This is a genomic window from Streptococcus sp. HMSC066E07, from assembly GCF_001814695.1.
GTDB lineage: Bacteria > Bacillota > Bacilli > Lactobacillales > Streptococcaceae > Streptococcus > Streptococcus hominis.
Genome location: NZ_KV817466.1, coordinates 146,280 through 162,108, shown reverse-complemented (window position 1 = coordinate 162,108; position 15,829 = coordinate 146,280). Strand labels below are relative to the sequence as shown.

At 40.3% G+C, this 15,829-nt stretch carries 15 protein-coding genes; all 15 read right to left on the bottom strand.

The features are described 5' to 3' along the window. Positions 1-243: 243 nt before the first annotated feature. Positions 244-2,013, bottom strand: a complete 1,770-nt coding sequence (locus HMPREF2984_RS09160; RefSeq protein WP_049533573.1) for an ABC transporter ATP-binding protein — start codon at positions 2,011-2,013, stop codon at positions 244-246. A gap of 9 nt (positions 2,014-2,022) precedes the next feature. Continuing rightward, positions 2,023-3,759, bottom strand: a complete 1,737-nt coding sequence (locus HMPREF2984_RS09155; protein WP_070671186.1) for an ABC transporter ATP-binding protein — start codon at positions 3,757-3,759, stop codon at positions 2,023-2,025. Between the two features lie 289 nt (positions 3,760-4,048). Next, positions 4,049-4,894, bottom strand: coding sequence for a DNA/RNA non-specific endonuclease (locus HMPREF2984_RS09150; protein WP_049533575.1), 846 nt, complete (start codon positions 4,892-4,894; stop codon positions 4,049-4,051). A 98-nt stretch (positions 4,895-4,992) separates the two neighbouring features. Further along, positions 4,993-5,169 (bottom strand): DNA-directed RNA polymerase subunit beta, encoded by a 177-nt coding sequence (locus HMPREF2984_RS09145; protein WP_003028073.1) that lies wholly within the window; start codon positions 5,167-5,169, stop codon positions 4,993-4,995. Continuing rightward, a complete protein-coding gene (gene murA / locus HMPREF2984_RS09140) occupies positions 5,162-6,442 on the bottom strand; it encodes a UDP-N-acetylglucosamine 1-carboxyvinyltransferase (protein WP_003028071.1) in 1,281 nt (426 codons plus the stop codon). Before murA ends, HMPREF2984_RS09145 begins: the two co-directional genes overlap by 8 nt. Before the next feature lie 38 nt (positions 6,443-6,480). Next, the gene (locus tag HMPREF2984_RS09135) at positions 6,481-6,711 is read right to left on the bottom strand and encodes a DUF1146 family protein (RefSeq protein ID WP_018543445.1); all 231 of its coding nucleotides are present in this window, start codon (positions 6,709-6,711) and stop codon (positions 6,481-6,483) included. Positions 6,712-6,811: 100 nt separating this feature from the next. Next, positions 6,812-7,231 carry a F0F1 ATP synthase subunit epsilon gene (locus tag HMPREF2984_RS09130; RefSeq protein ID WP_003028068.1) on the bottom strand — a complete coding sequence of 140 codons (420 nt, stop codon included), beginning with the start codon at positions 7,229-7,231 and terminating at the stop codon, positions 6,812-6,814. Between the two features lie 10 nt (positions 7,232-7,241). Then, positions 7,242-8,648 (bottom strand): F0F1 ATP synthase subunit beta, encoded by a 1,407-nt coding sequence (atpD, locus tag HMPREF2984_RS09125; protein ID WP_003025268.1) that lies wholly within the window; start codon positions 8,646-8,648, stop codon positions 7,242-7,244. A gap of 34 nt (positions 8,649-8,682) precedes the next feature. Then, the gene (locus tag HMPREF2984_RS09120) at positions 8,683-9,561 is read right to left on the bottom strand and encodes a F0F1 ATP synthase subunit gamma (RefSeq protein ID WP_003028065.1); all 879 of its coding nucleotides are present in this window, start codon (positions 9,559-9,561) and stop codon (positions 8,683-8,685) included. A 15-nt stretch (positions 9,562-9,576) separates the two neighbouring features. Further along, positions 9,577-11,082 carry a F0F1 ATP synthase subunit alpha gene (gene atpA, locus HMPREF2984_RS09115; protein WP_070671184.1) on the bottom strand — a complete coding sequence of 502 codons (1,506 nt, stop codon included), beginning with the start codon at positions 11,080-11,082 and terminating at the stop codon, positions 9,577-9,579. A gap of 15 nt (positions 11,083-11,097) precedes the next feature. After that, complete coding sequence (locus HMPREF2984_RS09110) at positions 11,098-11,634, bottom strand: F0F1 ATP synthase subunit delta (protein ID WP_049513640.1); 537 nt, start codon at positions 11,632-11,634, stop codon at positions 11,098-11,100. Next, positions 11,634-12,128, bottom strand: coding sequence for a F0F1 ATP synthase subunit B (gene atpF / locus HMPREF2984_RS09105; RefSeq protein WP_003028058.1), 495 nt, complete (start codon positions 12,126-12,128; stop codon positions 11,634-11,636). The genes HMPREF2984_RS09110 and atpF overlap by 1 nt, the downstream gene beginning before the upstream one ends. A 14-nt stretch (positions 12,129-12,142) precedes the next feature. Further along, positions 12,143-12,856 (bottom strand): F0F1 ATP synthase subunit A, encoded by a 714-nt coding sequence (gene atpB / locus HMPREF2984_RS09100; RefSeq protein ID WP_003028057.1) that lies wholly within the window; start codon positions 12,854-12,856, stop codon positions 12,143-12,145. A gap of 39 nt (positions 12,857-12,895) precedes the next feature. Then, positions 12,896-13,096 carry a F0F1 ATP synthase subunit C gene (locus HMPREF2984_RS09095; RefSeq protein WP_003025282.1) on the bottom strand — a complete coding sequence of 67 codons (201 nt, stop codon included), beginning with the start codon at positions 13,094-13,096 and terminating at the stop codon, positions 12,896-12,898. Positions 13,097-13,427: 331 nt separating this feature from the next. Then, entirely contained in the window at positions 13,428-15,824 is a 2,397-nt protein-coding gene (locus HMPREF2984_RS09090; protein WP_049533576.1) for a glycogen/starch/alpha-glucan phosphorylase, read from the bottom strand. Positions 15,825-15,829: the final 5 nt, after the last annotated feature.

Below are 15,829 nucleotides of genomic sequence, written 5' to 3'. Positions count from 1 at the left end.
CCCATCCGCTCGGCTGACACTATAAACCAAAACTAGTTCACTTCGTCCGCCGGGCGGACGGAAGAAATATGATGCAATTTTGAAGATTTAGCAAAAAATAGTTGTGAGACAGAGCAATTGCATTTTAGCTTTGTGCCGCTAAGGATAGAAAAACACGAACTCGTCCAGATTAGCTAACTGCTAGTCAAGACAGGGTTCGTGCTTTTATTGTTTCGTTGGAGTTTTGTTTTGCTCCTTTATTCGTTAGGCTTCTTTCTTGGCAAACTGACTTGTATATAAGTCGTAATAGAAACCTTTATCAGCTAAAAGCGATTCGTGAGTTCCTTGCTCAATGATTTGTCCATCTTTGAGAACCAAAATCTTATCTGCCTCTTGAATCGTCGATAAGCGGTGAGCAATGACAAAGCTTGTCCGTCCTTGCATGAGGTTCTTCATCGCCTTTTGAATCAAAAGCTCTAAGCGCGTATCAACCGACGAGGTTGCTTCATCCAAAATTAAGATTTTGGGATTTGCCAATAGTGCTCGCGCAATGGTCAGCAATTGTTTTTGTCCTAGCGAAATATTGCTGGATTCCTGATTCATTTCCATATTATAGCCACCTGGAAGCGTCCGAATGAAATGATCGACATTAGCTGCTTTGGCGGCTTCCACAATCTCTTCATCTGTCGCATTCAGATTTCCAAAGCGCAAGTTTTCTTTGACTGTTCCTTCATAAAGCCAAGCGTCTTGCAAGACCATACCAAATTGTTTGCGGTAATCTTGGCGCGATAAGTTGCGAATATCGTGACCATCCACAGAAATTGAACCTGCTGTTACATCGTAAAAGCGCATGAGTAGATTGATGAGGGTGGTCTTTCCGGCACCTGTTGGACCGACAATCGCCACCATTTCGCCCGGCTTAACCTCTAAGTTGAAGTCTCGAATGAGCGGTTTGTTTTCCACGTATTGAAAGTCAACATGCTTGAAGCTGACCTGACCTGTCAAATCATGTTCCAGCCGCTCTTTCGCATCTGTTACTTCGTCTGGTTCATCCAAGACTTGGAAAACACGATCCAGCGAAGACTTAGCACTCTGCAATTGCCCAGCTAGTTGCGTTAAGTTTTGGATTGGTTGGTTTACTTGCCACACATATTGTACGAATGCTTGCATGTTCCCAATTGTTAATTGTCCAGAAATGACTTGCAAACCACCAACAACTGCTACAAGCAGATAAGTCAAATCTGAAATTGCGTTCAAAATTGGCATCATCAAGCCAGAAATAAAACTAGCTTTGAATCCGACTTCTTGGAGGTTTTGCGTGATTTCTCGAAAATCGTTTGAAGATGTTTCTTCACGGCCATAGAGTTTCAGCACATTAAAACCAGTTAGATTTTCTTGAACAAATCCATTCATGACACCTAGCGTATCTGCTTGCTTTTTAAAATACGGTTGTGATTTTTTCAAAATAAAGTTTGCCCCCAAATAGGTCAACGGAATGCTAGCAATCACTATCAAAGCCAGTTGAAAATTAAGATACAAGACCATTCCGATAACTAAGGTAATGGTCAAAACCGCATTTACAACTTGTAAGAATGATTGTTGAAGCGCATTTGAGACAGTTTCTACATCACTGGTAAAGCGCCCTAGCAAATCTCCAAATTGATGCTTATCAAAATAAGAAACTGGAATTTGATTAATTTTAGAACTCAACTCATTACGCATGTCACGTACTGTATTTTGCACTGCATTGGTCATAAAATAATTAGAATAGTAAGACCCAATTTCATAGAACAAACCACGCAAAAGGTAAAGTGCCATTACTCCAAAGACATATGTTGTGTTTATACTGGCGCCTTCGACTCCTTTTGCTATGTCCAGCACATTTCGTGTCAATTCTGTAATAGCAAGACCAAGTACAAAAGGCTCTAGCACGCTCATCACAATACTCACTACCTTCAAAAAGATAGCAAGGATTACTGAGAGTTTATAAACTTTTAAGTAACTCCACAAGCGCATAAAACTATGTTGTTTCATCTTTCCCTCCTATTCTTCTGTTAGTGATTGACTATTAAGCTGAGAATTAGCAATTTCGCGATAGATATCGTTATCTTGCAACAATTCTTCATGCGTTCCACGACCAACAATTTCTCCCTTATCCAGAACAATAATCTGATCTGCATCCATAATGGTTCCCACGCGTTGTGCTACAATCAATACAGTAGCATTTTGCGTAACTTCTTTGAGTCGACTTCGAAGAATGGCATCGGTCTTATAGTCCAACGCAGAAAATGAATCATCAAAGATATAAATATCTGGCTCTTTTACGACTGCCCGCGCAATGGAGAGACGTTGCTTTTGACCACCAGAGAGATTACTCCCTCCTTCTGCCAAATGCGTTTCAAAACGCTCTTCCTTGCTTTCAATGAAGTCCCTTGCTTGTGCCACATCTGCTGCTTGCACCAATTCCTCACGACTAGCATTTTCTTTCCCATACCGCAGATTTTCTGCGATTGTGCCGGTAAAGAGCAGAGCTTTTTGTGGAATGAAACCTATCTTCTGCCGTAGTGCTTTTAGATTATAAGAACGCACATCCACTCCGTCCACTAAAATCTTTCCTAAAGTCACATCATAAAAGCGCGGAATCAATTGCACCAATGAGGACTTCCCTGAGCCGGTCGAGCCGATAAAAGCAATCGTTTCACCAGGCTTGGCTTTGAAGGAAATATTATGCAAGACTGGACTCTCTGTTTCACCAGGATATGCAAAGGTAACATTATCAAACTCTAAATAACCATGACTATCTGTCTCAGTCACACCATCTTCGTTTGGATTGATTGAAATGGGCATTTCCATTACTTCTTTCAACCGTTCACTCGAAACAGCAGTTCTAGGATACATAGTAAACAAGCTAGACAGCAACAGAAATGACAGCAATGCATGAAAACTGTATTCGATAAAAGCAACTAAATCGCCAATTTGCAAATCTCCTGTACCTAGTGGTTTTAAAGCAAAGCAGACAATGGCAACAATCATCGCGATGATAATTTGAACAAAAAGAGGTTCTGTCAAACCAGTTAACTTGAACAGACGATTCGAATTATTCGCATAAATGTCATTTTGTGAAGCAAAACGCTCTTCTTGAAATTCTTCTCGAGCAAAAGCACGAATAACGCGCAGCCCCATTAAATTCTCACGTGCGTATTGATTGATTTTATCTAACGTTTTTTGTTGTTTTTCTGATAAAGGACGAGTCTTGACTGCTATATACCAAACGACAATGCCGAGAAAAGGAACGGAAATTGCGACAATCCAAGCTAAAGAGGGGCTGGTGACAAAAATCATCATCACACTGGACATCATCATCATAGGCGTGACGACACCCATTTTTAAGGATTGCTCTGCAAATTGCATGAGAACAAAGGCATCACTGGTAATCCGTGTCACCAAAGACGAAACGCCAATTTGCTCATATTCATGATGCGAATACTCTTGCAATTTATCATACACATCATTGCGCATGTCACGTACCATGCTCGTCGTTAATTTCCCAGCAGCATAGGCAAGGACAATCCGTCCAAAGACTCCTAGCAAAATGACAATGAGCATCACAATTGCCCAATAATACAAACGATTGCTCTCTCCTCGATTAATCCCTTCGTCAATCATTCGTGCCAAAACAGTCGGCAAACCGAGATTCACCACAACAAAGAAGACAGCACCAAAGAAATCCAACATCAACCATTTGGGATATTTTTTCAAATAAGACCAAATATACTTCATGTTTCTCCTTTCTCCTCATAAAACAAATCCACAATAAAAAAGCACTAACGTACTTTTTAGACAAAATGGGAGTGGGACAGAACTTATCTTGAAAAATTTAAGTTCGTGGTCCCACCCCCGCGAGGGTGATTAGGTGCTCTTTCGAGCTTGAAAAGCGAATAAAGAGTCCAATCACCTACTGCGTCATTCGCTTATCACTAAATTAGATAGAGGCTGAGATACTTTTTGTCCGACCTCATGTAACAATAGTATAACAAAAGGATGATATAAATGCAACACTAGCAATAATCTAGTTGGTAACGGTCACTTCTCCTGTTTGATAATTTAGCCGAAGTCCTGTCTGTACGTTGGGAACAAAGACATTCATTTCCAAGCTACTATCGCTTGATTTAGCTTCAATATGCGAACCAACTGGCACTAAATCCTGTTCATTGGCATAAATCAAAGTCACCCGATACCGAACTCGTTTATTATTGTCTAGTGCCTTGCGAACCTTTGTTTCATAGAAATTTTGACCCGTAGAATGACTAGTATTTGCTTGATTAGCCCAAGCTGTTTGCACAGCTATATTTTTCGGGTTACTGGTCGAAGCATCAAACCCTTTCAAGTTACCAATCAAAGCATAACCCAACAAATGTCCTCGGTCAACTGCATGGTTGTATTCACCTGATAAATGCTTGACTTGATGCCAACCAGCAGGCGTCCAAGTCGTGGAGCCATTTCCTGTTTCTTCACGACTTCTATATTGGCGAGTTGTTTTGGATAAAAGAGCATTTGCAACCGTCGGAACGGTCTGACCTCGGACGAGTTTAGTCTTATTATCCGCATAAGGAACGCTTGCAACTTTAGCATCCAATGTTGTTTTATTTTCATTGATTGTGAAGGCTCCTGCCCCATTCCATTCAATCTTTCCTTTGAGTTGCCGTTTAACGGACTCTGTCAAAACACTCTGTGCTAATTCTTGACTGGGTGCTGCATGATTCGTCCGAATACTTCGATTAATAGCAGTGCTGTCAGAAGGCTTCGTACTACCATGATGATTGCTAAAAGAATAACCTCCCAGCGCAAGAACCAGTGCTATAACCAAACCAGCTACACTTTGTGCTACTTTCTGATTGGATTTCTTTCTCGCCATTTCTCCCCCTTTTAAATAAATAGGAAGCGGGACTCAAAGCCAATTTCTACGAAATCACGACCTCTGTCTCACTCCCTTTTTCCTATCAATATTATTGTCTATTGTCCTGTGAATTTGCTGATAATCTCCTGCCACTTATCTGGCGATAAAATAGCCCATGGATTTTTTCCACCATAACCAACAACTAAACCGAGTGCAAACAAAATCAAACCCAACAATAAGACTATCAGAACAATTCCGACTTGTTTTCCAACATATTTCAAATCATTATTCATCGTCTTCTTCCTTCACTCGCTTAATAGAAGCACCTAAGTTAGCCAACTTTTTATGGAACTGATAATATCCTCTGTCCAAATGAGTTAGTTGTCCTACTTTTGTTTCACCTTCTGCAACCAAGCCTGTTAAAATCAGCGCGGCACTCGCACGCAAGTCTGTTGACATCACCTCTGCCCCTTGCAAGGCTTGACCACCAACGATACGAGCTGTGTCCCGCATAATTTCTGAATGTAAACCCATCCGACGCATTTCTTCCAGATGTTGAAAACGATTCTCAAAAACAGTCTCAATCATGGTAGACTCACCCTTGGCAACCGTCATCAAAGCTGTAAATTGCGCCTGCATATCTGTCGGGAAACCTGGATGCGGAAGAGTCTTCACATTGACCGCTTTTAACTTGGATAAATCCGAACAAATCCGAATTCCTTCGTCCTCTTCGGTAACAGACACACCCATTTCCATCAGTTTCGCAATGAGGGGACGATTATGCTCCCAGATAGCATCTTGCACAAGAACATTGCCACCTGTCATAGCAGCTGCTACCATAAAAGTTCCAGCTTCGATACGATCTTGCACCACGCTATGACTTGTCCCAGACAATTCCTTAACCCCAGTAATGGTTAATGTTTCCGTACCTGCTCCACGGACTTTAGCCCCCATTTTGTTTAACAAAACGGCTAAATCCACAATTTCAGGCTCCCGAGCTGCATTTTCAATAACAGTCACACCGTCTGCTAACGTTGCTGCCATCATAATGTTTTGTGTCGCCCCTACACTTGGAAAGTCCATATAGATATGAGCTCCATGCAATTGGTCAGCTTTTGCTTCGATAAATCCAGCCGTCTGCTTAATTTCTGCTCCCATTGCCTCTAAACCTTTCAAATGAAGGTCAATAGGACGGCTTCCAATCGTACAGCCACCCGGCATGGAAACTTTTGCGTGACCATTACGCGCCAAAATAGGTCCTAATACAACAATTGAAGCACGCATTTTACTCACATATTTATAAGGCGCTTCTTCACTCAACGGCTGTGTAGCATCCACCGTAATCCGGTTTTCTTCTTGCTCAAAAGTCACTTTTGTATTCAATCCACGAACCACATTGTTCATCGTAAACACATCTGATAGAACCGGAACATTGGTTAGAGTTGTTTTCCCTGTCGTCGCTAGAATAGTTGCTGCAAGCAAAGGCAAAACAGCATTTTTGGCACCTTCAATTTTAACCGAACCAACTAATGGATTCGAACTGCCTTGTATAATAATTTTATCCATATTTTCTCCAAAACACTTATTTTATTACTTTTCTCATCTTATAAATTGCTATTAAACACATCACGTCCTAATGTATAGAGACTGAGGAAGAAAGAGCTGAGCAAAAAGCCTAATGCAATACTAAGCAATAAAATCAAAAAACGAATTCTAAAAGCATTGTCAGCATTCACTTTCAATAGTTTTTCCCAATTCACAACAGTAGAAAGTAAGTGAAATGAAAGAAAAATAAAGATCATATGGCTACTAAGCGTAAAAATTAACTGAATCATATTCCCATTATACCAAAAAAATAGATGAGAGCAAACTATCGGACACGAATCATGTACCGATAACAAAAAAGCCATTATAAAAAAGGCCAATTGGCCTTTTTTATAATCTTGTTCCAACGTTAATTCGGTTAATGGCACGTTGAAGAGCGATTCTGGCACGACGTTCTTGGTCAATCAAATGCTTTTCATGTGCTTCTTCAATAGCACGTTCAGCACGTAATTTTGCTCTTTCAGCACGACTGATGTCAATATCGCGAGCACGTTCGGCAGAGTCTGCAACAATGGTGATTACATTATCAGCTACTTCGACAATTCCACCATTCACAGCAATCCAATTGACATGATCTTCATCATCAATCCGCTTCACTTTGACCTCATCGACAGCCAAAACAGCAATCATATTTTCATGATGCGGTAAAATCCCCATTTCTCCATCAAGAGTTTTAACGGAAACAAACGTTGCATGGTGGTCAAAAACTAGACCATCAGGTGTCACGATTTGTACTGTCATTTGAGCCATAGGTCACCTCTTAAAATCCCATTTTTTCAGCTTTAGCAACGACATCTTCGATAGAACCAACACCACGGAAGGCATCTTCAGGGAGATGATCATATTTTCCTTCAAGGATTTCCTTAAAGCCACGAACTGTATCAGCAACTGGTACATAAGAACCTGGTTGCCCAGTAAATTGTTCAGCAACATTAAAGTTTTGTGACAAGAAGAATTGAATCCGACGCGCACGCGCAACCAAAGTCTTTTCTTCGTCTGACAATTCATCCATACCAAGGATTGCAATAATATCTTGCAATTCATGGTAACGTTGAAGGACACGTTTCACTTCTGCTGCTACAGCATAGTGCTCTTCTCCGACAATTTCAGGAGCAAGTGCACGGGAGCTAGAAGCAAGTGGATCAACTGCTGGGTAAATCCCTAATTGCACCAATTTCCGTTCCAAGTTGGTTGTAGAATCCAAGTGAGCAAACGCTGTCGCTGGCGCAGGGTCAGTGTAGTCATCGGCTGGCACATAGATAGCTTGGATAGAGGTTACAGAACCTTTCTTGGTTGATGTAATCCGTTCTTGCAATTGTCCCATTTCTGTCGCAAGTGTTGGTTGGTAACCAACGGCTGAAGGCATGCGTCCAAGAAGGGCAGATACTTCAGAACCTGCTTGCGTGAAACGGAAGATATTGTCAATGAATAAAAGCACATCTTGACCTTCAACATCACGGAAATATTCGGCAATGGTCAAACCAGTCAAAGCCACACGCATACGTGCTCCAGGTGGTTCATTCATTTGACCGAAGACCATGGCTGTTTTTTCAATAACGCCAGATTCTTTCATTTCCCAGTAAAGGTCGTTCCCTTCACGCGTTCGTTCTCCAACACCAGTAAAGACAGAAATTCCACCGTGTTCTTGGGCAATGTTGTGAATCAATTCTTGAATCAGGACTGTCTTTCCAACACCGGCACCACCGAAAAGTCCGACTTTCCCACCTTTTAGATAAGGTGCAAGGAGGTCAATTACCTTAATTCCTGTTTCTAAGATTTCTGATGAAGTAGACAACTCATCAAAAGTTGGAGCTTTTTTGTGGATTGGTTGACGTTCTGCATCTTCACCAAAAGGAGCCTCCAAGTCAATGGTATCTCCTAAAACGTTAAAGACGCGACCGAGTGTTTCTTTCCCAACGGGGACAGAAATTGGACGACCAGTATCTAGGACTTCCATGCCACGAGTCAACCCGTCAGTTGATTCCATAGCAATGGTCCGAACCACTCCGTCACCAAGCTCAAGAGCTACTTCAAGGACGATTTTTGATTTTTTTTCGTCATTTTTATAGACTACAAGTGCATTATTTATCTCAGGTAATTTATCACCAGCTGCAAACGCAACATCAACGACTGGTCCGATAACCTGAGCAATTTTGCCTGAGCTCATTCTTTTCTCCTCTTTATATTTATTTTCTGTGACACTATTCTAGTGCACTTGCACCCGCCACAATTTCAGTAATTTCTTGCGTGATAGCTGCTTGTCTAGCACGATTATACTGAATGGTCAAATCATTGATAACTTTTTTCGCGTTATCTGTTGCTGTCTGCATCGCGGTCATTCCTGCCGCATTTTCTGCTGTTTTCGCATCAATAATTGCTCCGTAGATCATACTTTCAGCAAACTGAGGCAATAATTGATCCAAAATGACATCTCGGCTAGATTCCAATTCCAAATTCAAAACGTAGTCTTCATCTGCTTCATTTGGATCCAAATCCACGATTGGAAGCATTTGTTCAACACGCATTTGGCTGGTCAAACTATTGACGTGATGATTATAACAAACATACAATTCATCAAATAATTCGTTTTGATACATTTCAACCGTTTTGTTAATGATTTTACGAACTTCATCAAAGCTTGGTTGATCAGCTAAACCACGTAGTTCATAAATTGGTTGAATACCACGCGCACGAAAGAAGTCCGAGCCCATACCACCGATTGAAATGATGACGAAATCATCTTTATCATGGTATTCTGCAAAAAGTTCCATCATGGATTTGAGAATGGTCGCATTATAACCACCCACTAAGCCGCGATCCGATGTAATAACGATATAGGCTGTTTTTTTCACCGGACGACTAATCAACATAGGGTGGTATTTGGAATTTTGCACTTCATGCCCATGAAGCAAATCTGTCAATAACTTTCTGACTTTAGAAGCATAGATTTGGAAATTCTTGGCCGCTTCTTCTGACTTTCCTAGCTTAGCAGCAGATACCATTTGCATAGCATTTGTGATTTGACTGGTGTTTTTTGTGGATGCAATTTTATTTTTTATATCATTTAATGAAACTGCCATCTGACACCTCTATTCTTACTTGAAGCTAGACTGATTGATAAATTCAGTAATTGCAGCATCTAAGACTGCTTCCTCTGGAAGGTCTTTTGTTGTACGAATGATTTCATAGAGGTCTTCATGATGAGCATCAAAGTAATCAAACAGTTCTGCTTGAAAACGAAGAATATCATCAACCGGTACACTATCCAAGAAACCATGTGTCAAGGCGTACAAAATAACGACTTGTTTTTCAACTGGTAATGGTTCATGAACAGGTTGTTTCAAGACTTCTACCGTCCGACGGCCACGATTCAATTTCGCTTGCGTTGCCGCATCCAAATCACTACCAAACTTGGTAAATGCTTCCAGTTCACGATAAGAAGCAAGGTCAATACGCAAGGTTCCGGCAACCTTCTTCATCGCTTTTATCTGTGCAGAACCACCTACACGTGATACAGATGAACCGGCATCAATAGCAGGTCGAACACCTGCATTAAAGAGACTGTCGCTTAAAAAGATTTGACCGTCTGTAATTGAAATTACATTGGTTGCGATATAAGCGGAGATGTCTCCTGCTTGCGTTTCGATAAACGGCAGCGCTGTAATAGAACCACCACCTAATTCATCCGAAACTTTGGCAGAACGTTCCAAAAGACGGCTATGAAGATAGAATACGTCTCCTGGGAAAGCTTCACGACCTGGTGGACGACGAAGCAAGAGTGACAGTTCACGATAAGCAACCGCTTGTTTTGATAAATCATCATAGACAATCAAAACGTGTTTGCCACTATACATAAATTCCTCTGCCATTGCTACACCTGCATAAGGTGCTAAAAACAGCAATGGTGAAGGTTGAGAAGCCGACGCTGTGACAACGATTGTGTAATCCAGCGCTCCATACTGACGAAGTGTTTCTACTTGCGTACGAACCGTTGATTCTTTCTGACCAATGGCAACATAGATACAAATCATATCTTGTCCCTTTTGGTTCAAAATCGCATCAATCGCAATACTTGTTTTACCAGTTTGACGGTCTCCGATAATCAATTCCCGTTGCCCACGACCAATTGGCACCAAAGCATCGATCGCTTTCAAACCTGTTTGAAGCGGTTCTGATACAGATTTCCGTTGCATAACTCCCGGAGCAGGTGTTTCAACTGGACGCATCTTTTCTGTCTTAATCTCGCCAAGTCCATCAACCGGACGACCAAGCGGATCAACAACCCGACCAATCAAAGCATCTCCGACAGGCACTTCCATGATTTTACCAGTTCGACGAATGGTATCCCCTTCGCGAATATCTGTGAAATCACCTAAAATGATAATCCCTACATCTGTTGATTCTAAGTTTTGTGCCATACCGTATGAGCCATTTTCAAAAATCAACAGCTCACCACTCATTGCATTGTCAAGACCATGAGCACGGGCGATTCCATCACCAATATATGTGACGACCCCTGTTTCTGTGACGTCAAAATTTGGCTGGAAATTTTCAATTTGTTGCTTAATTAAAGCGCTGATTTCTTGTGCGTTAATCGCCAAAATTCACACCACTTTCTATTTCAAATTTTCTTTTACTGTTTGTAATTGACGTTTAATACTTGCATCAATTGTCTTATTATTAGCTGTGATGATAAAGCCACCAATGAGGCTTGCATCCAGTTCTTCTTTTAAAGAACGAACCTGCAATCCAAATTTTCGTTCAATAATCGGAATAATTTTAGATTTTTGCTCCTCCGATAAACCTTGAACTGATTTGATTGTCACTTCAAATTCATTACTAATCTTTTCAAGCTGGTGAAGACTTTCTACTAAAATATCATAAAAAAGATCTTCACGATGATTATGAATAATAACTTCAATGAAATTGTCAATCAAGGATGAATCAGATCCTTGAAAATAGCGAAGGCTTCTTTCTTTTTCTGTATCATCAACACCAATATGTGACAAAAAAGCAGCTAAATGGGTATTGTCAAAAATGTCTTTGATTTGTTGAAGTTTTTCAAAAACATCTTTTTGCTGACCTTTTTCAATCACGAGTTGGACAAAAGGTGTGGTATATTTTTCAATTACCGCATATCTTTTTTTGTCCATTAAGCATCTCCTAGCTTGTCAATATAGCGGTCAATGAGCTCTTTGTGAGCTTCTTGATCCAATTTTTGACCTAAAATTTTGCTAGCAAGATTTACAGTCAAATCGGCTACATCACCTTTGATACTGTTCATGGCTTCTGCTTTGGTTTGAGCGATTTCTTGATTAGCCTTTTCTTTTAAACGTCCAGCTTCATCAGCTGCATCTGCCAAGATTCCTGCCTTGTTTTTCTCGGCAGTTTCCTTGGCATTTTCAATAATTGTTGTCGCTTCTTGACGACTACCTGCTAATTCTGTTTCTCTCTTTTGAGCCAAATCTTCTGCTTTTTGACGAGCAGATTCTGCGCCATCAATATCATCCGAAATCTTTTTGGCACGTTGCTCAAAAGTACTTGTAATATTATCCCAGGCAAATTTCTTAATTAAAACGATTAACAGAAGAAATGAGCCTGCTACAAGGATAAAATCCCCAATAAGACTACCTAAAGTAATATTCATCTCTTTTCTCCCTTCTATTCCTCACCATTAATTTTCTTACCTAGATACATAGATGTCAACATGGTAAATACATAGGCTTGAATACATGAAATAAAGACTGAAAAAGCTGTCCAAACAAGATTCAAGACAAATGCTATTGGATACCAAGCAGCAGCTTGTTGTGACAAAGTTAATAACAAGCCAGACAGAACTTCCCCTGCATAGATATTACCATAGATCCGCAAAGCCAAAGAAGCAAAATTGGTGAATTCTTCCAAAATATTCATCGGTGTCATTCCAGCAGGTGTCGCAAAAGCTTTGAGATACGCTTTCACCCCACGTCGGCGAATCCCTTCAATGTGACAAATCAAGGTAATCAAGAATGAAAATCCTAGGTCAAATGCAAGATTAGCTGTTGGAGATGTCCACAAGTTATATCCCTTGGTTGTCTGCACTTTTGCCATCAAGCCAAGGTTATTAGCTACTGCAACGAAAAGGAATAAGGAAAAGATAAATAGAGAGTAATTCTTCATATACTTATCGCCAATATTGCCCTTTGTAAAGCCAATGACAAAATCATAGAGGTATTCTAAGACGTTTTGCTTACCAGAAGGCTTCAGCGTCATTTTCCGACTAGCCCAATAGACGAAAGCAAATACGATAAGTACGGTTAGAAGAGACATAGCAAGTAGAGTCAAATCAAAGGTCACAGGACCTAAAGTGATAGTTGGATTTACACTTTCTTCCAACGAACTCCACCCCCTTTTCTAAAGGATAACTTTCTTTTCTTATTTAATGATGAATGACATCGCAAGTGTTACGAAGAAAGTACCTTCGATAAAGGCAATCCCCATGATCATAAGTGTTCTCAACTGACCAATGATTTCTGGCTGACGTGATGCTGATTTAAATAGATTTGCCATTAAAAACCCTTCAGCGAGTGAAACACCCATACAGGCAAGACATAATCCAAAAAATGTTAAATTCATGATGAATTCTCCTTTATGTTTAAAATTTACTTACTTAGTTTAGTCCTAAAAATTCTTTTTGTCAAATGTTTTTGTCTTTTGGAAACGTTTTATACGGATTTCTTTCAATTTCCAAAAAAGTAGGCTATCCTGCAACAATTGTGGTTGTAGAATAGTAGTAAAACGAACTTGATCCCACTATCAGTTTGTTGATGTAGAAATAGCTATTTCCAATTATCGAATTTTTTCCTATATATGTATATTATAGGTAATCTTTATCGATTAAATATAGACAAAAACTACAATTCACTTTTTCAACAAAGAGGCTGGATAAGTCCCAGCCCCTAGCTTATTACTTTTTTAGGTTCCAAATTTCTTTGGCGTATTGTTCAATCGTATCATCTGATGTGAATTTATCAGATGTTGCGATATTAATAAGGCTCATACGCGCCCATTTCCCTTTGTCACGATAGAGTTGATCAATCTTTTCTTGAGCCGCTACGTACGAAGCAAAATCTTCCAGAAGGAAGTATTCGTCATTGTGCGTAATCAAAGCTTCATAAATCTCAGAACCTTCATTTCGGACATTTGGAATAGTTCCGTCCACAAAGCTATCCACCACACGGCGAACCACAGGATTGCTTTCATAAACACCACGTGAGTAGTAATCATGACGGGCATAATGGTCATAGACTTCGTCTTTGTCCATACCGAAAATTACAATATTGTCATCTCCGACTTCATCTTTGATTTCAATATTGGCTCCATCAAGAGTTGCCAGAGTAATGGCACCTGTCATCATGAATTTCATATTAGATGTGCCGGAAGCCTCCTTAGAAGCAAGCGAGATTTGCTCTGACACATCTGCAGCAGGAATGATGAGTTCAGCCAAGCTGACCCGATAATTTTCAAGGAAAACAACCTTTAGCTTGCCTTGTAGACTCTCATCATTATTGACAAGATTTGCCACTTCGTTGATCAATTTGATAACAGATTTGGCAAAATGATAACCCGGCGCTGCCTTGGCACCAAAAATGAAGACACGTGGCACCATATCTTTATTAGGATTGTCTTTTAAATCCCAATATAGTTTAAGAATATGGAGCAAATTGAGCAATTGACGCTTATAAGCATGAAGCCGTTTCACTTGTACATCAAAGATAGCTTCCGTTGACACTTCCACTCCTGTAGATTCTTTGATGAAAACTGCTAAGCGCGCCTTGGCTTCTTGCTTGACATTATAAAATTCACTCAAAACTTGCCGATCATCTTTGTAGTCTAAAAGTCTGCGAAGTTCATGAATATCCGTCCGCCAGCCCTTACCAATTAAACGATCAATTTCATTTGACAATGGTTCATCTGCAATTTGCAACCAGCGACGTTGAATGATGCCATTCGTTTTATTATTGAATTTTTCAGGATAAATAGCATAAAAGTCACGCAACGTATCTTCTTTGAGCAACTCTGTGTGAAGTTTTGCCACTCCATTGACCGAATGCCCACCAATAATCGCAAGATGCGCCATGTGGACTTGATTATCTTTGACAATCCGAGTATTTTCAATCACTTGCGGATCAATACCGCGTGCAGCCATATCAGAAACATAGCGATTGTCAATTTCAAGAATGATTTGGTAAACACGAGGAAGAACATTTTTAAAGAGTTCCGCGTCCCATTTTTCCAAAGCTTCCGAAAGAATGGTGTGATTGGTATAACTCATCGTCTTCACTGTTGCATTCCAGGCGTCCGCCCATTCAAGACCGCAGTCATCAAGTAAAAGCCGCATAAATTCTGCTGGTGCAACCGCTGGATGGGTATCGTTGATATGGACCGATACCTTTTCAGGAATTTGCTCTAAAGGCAGGCCTTGTTTCCGATAAGATTTGATAATCGTCTGCAAACCCGCACTAGTCATGAAATATTCTTGAATCAAGCGCAGTTCTTTTCCTTCGTAACTTGAATCATCTGGATACAAAATAGCCGTAATATCTTGCACTTTGCGGCGTGCTTCAATCGTTGGATATTCTAGTTCATATTCTTCAGGAATTTCAACATCCCATAAACGAAGATTGTTGACAGTATCATTTTCAAAACCAATTTGTGGCACGTCGTAAGGTACTGCACGAAGAGTTTGTGAATTTTCATAAACAGGAACGATCCGACCTTCCTTGTTGGCTTGAAGATAGACATTCCCAAAAATTTTGACATCTACAACATCGTGATCTTTCCGCGTTTCCCAGACGTTTCCTAGACTACCAAACCAATCATCAGGCAACTCGACTTGGTAACCGTCCACAATTTTTTGTTTGAAAAGTCCGTAGCGATAGCGGATTCCATTACCAAATCCCGGATAGCCTGTAGTTGCAAGCGAATCCATAAAAGCTGCTGCAAGGCGACCAAGACCGCCATTCCCTAATGCCATATCGTGTTCAGCCCGTTTTACAGCTGTAAAATCAATACCTAATTCGTCAAAACCTTCTTTGACAACATCGAGGATTCCAAGATTTAGCAAATTAGTTTCCAGCATCCGCCCAGGTAGAAATTCAATCGAAAAGTAATAAGCAATTTTTTGCTTGTCTTCTACTAATTTGTTTCGTCGCTCCAACCACATAGGAGTGATGTATTTGCGAATTGTACGTGCTAAGGTTTGAAACAGTTCTGCCGGAGTGGCATCTTCTACTTTAATCAATTGTTCTTCATGCAAAATATCCTTAAAATCATGAAGAAACTGCTCTTTTGTTAGTTTCATTTCTT

What these genes read in the sequence shown, in the direction of transcription:
- HMPREF2984_RS09160 (WP_049533573.1), bottom strand. Translation starts at nt 2,013, where the DNA reads ATGAAACAACATAGTTTTATGCGCTTGTGGAGTTACTTAAAAGTTTAT.
- HMPREF2984_RS09155 (WP_070671186.1), bottom strand. Translation starts at nt 3,759, where the DNA reads ATGAAGTATATTTGGTCTTATTTGAAAAAATATCCCAAATGGTTGATG.
- HMPREF2984_RS09150 (WP_049533575.1), bottom strand. Translation starts at nt 4,894, where the DNA reads ATGGCGAGAAAGAAATCCAATCAGAAAGTAGCACAAAGTGTAGCTGGT.
- HMPREF2984_RS09145 (WP_003028073.1), bottom strand. Translation starts at nt 5,169, where the DNA reads ATGAATAATGATTTGAAATATGTTGGAAAACAAGTCGGAATTGTTCTG.
- murA (WP_003028071.1), bottom strand. Translation starts at nt 6,442, where the DNA reads ATGGATAAAATTATTATACAAGGCAGTTCGAATCCATTAGTTGGTTCG.
- HMPREF2984_RS09135 (WP_018543445.1), bottom strand. Translation starts at nt 6,711, where the DNA reads ATGATTCAGTTAATTTTTACGCTTAGTAGCCATATGATCTTTATTTTT.
- HMPREF2984_RS09130 (WP_003028068.1), bottom strand. Translation starts at nt 7,231, where the DNA reads ATGGCTCAAATGACAGTACAAATCGTGACACCTGATGGTCTAGTTTTT.
- atpD (WP_003025268.1), bottom strand. Translation starts at nt 8,648, where the DNA reads ATGAGCTCAGGCAAAATTGCTCAGGTTATCGGACCAGTCGTTGATGTT.
- HMPREF2984_RS09120 (WP_003028065.1), bottom strand. Translation starts at nt 9,561, where the DNA reads ATGGCAGTTTCATTAAATGATATAAAAAATAAAATTGCATCCACAAAA.
- HMPREF2984_RS09110 (WP_049513640.1), bottom strand. Translation starts at nt 11,634, where the DNA reads ATGGACAAAAAAAGATATGCGGTAATTGAAAAATATACCACACCTTTT.
- atpF (WP_003028058.1), bottom strand. Translation starts at nt 12,128, where the DNA reads ATGAATATTACTTTAGGTAGTCTTATTGGGGATTTTATCCTTGTAGCA.
- HMPREF2984_RS09095 (WP_003025282.1), bottom strand. Translation starts at nt 13,096, where the DNA reads ATGAATTTAACATTTTTTGGATTATGTCTTGCCTGTATGGGTGTTTCA.
- HMPREF2984_RS09090 (WP_049533576.1), bottom strand. Translation starts at nt 15,824, where the DNA reads ATGAAACTAACAAAAGAGCAGTTTCTTCATGATTTTAAGGATATTTTG.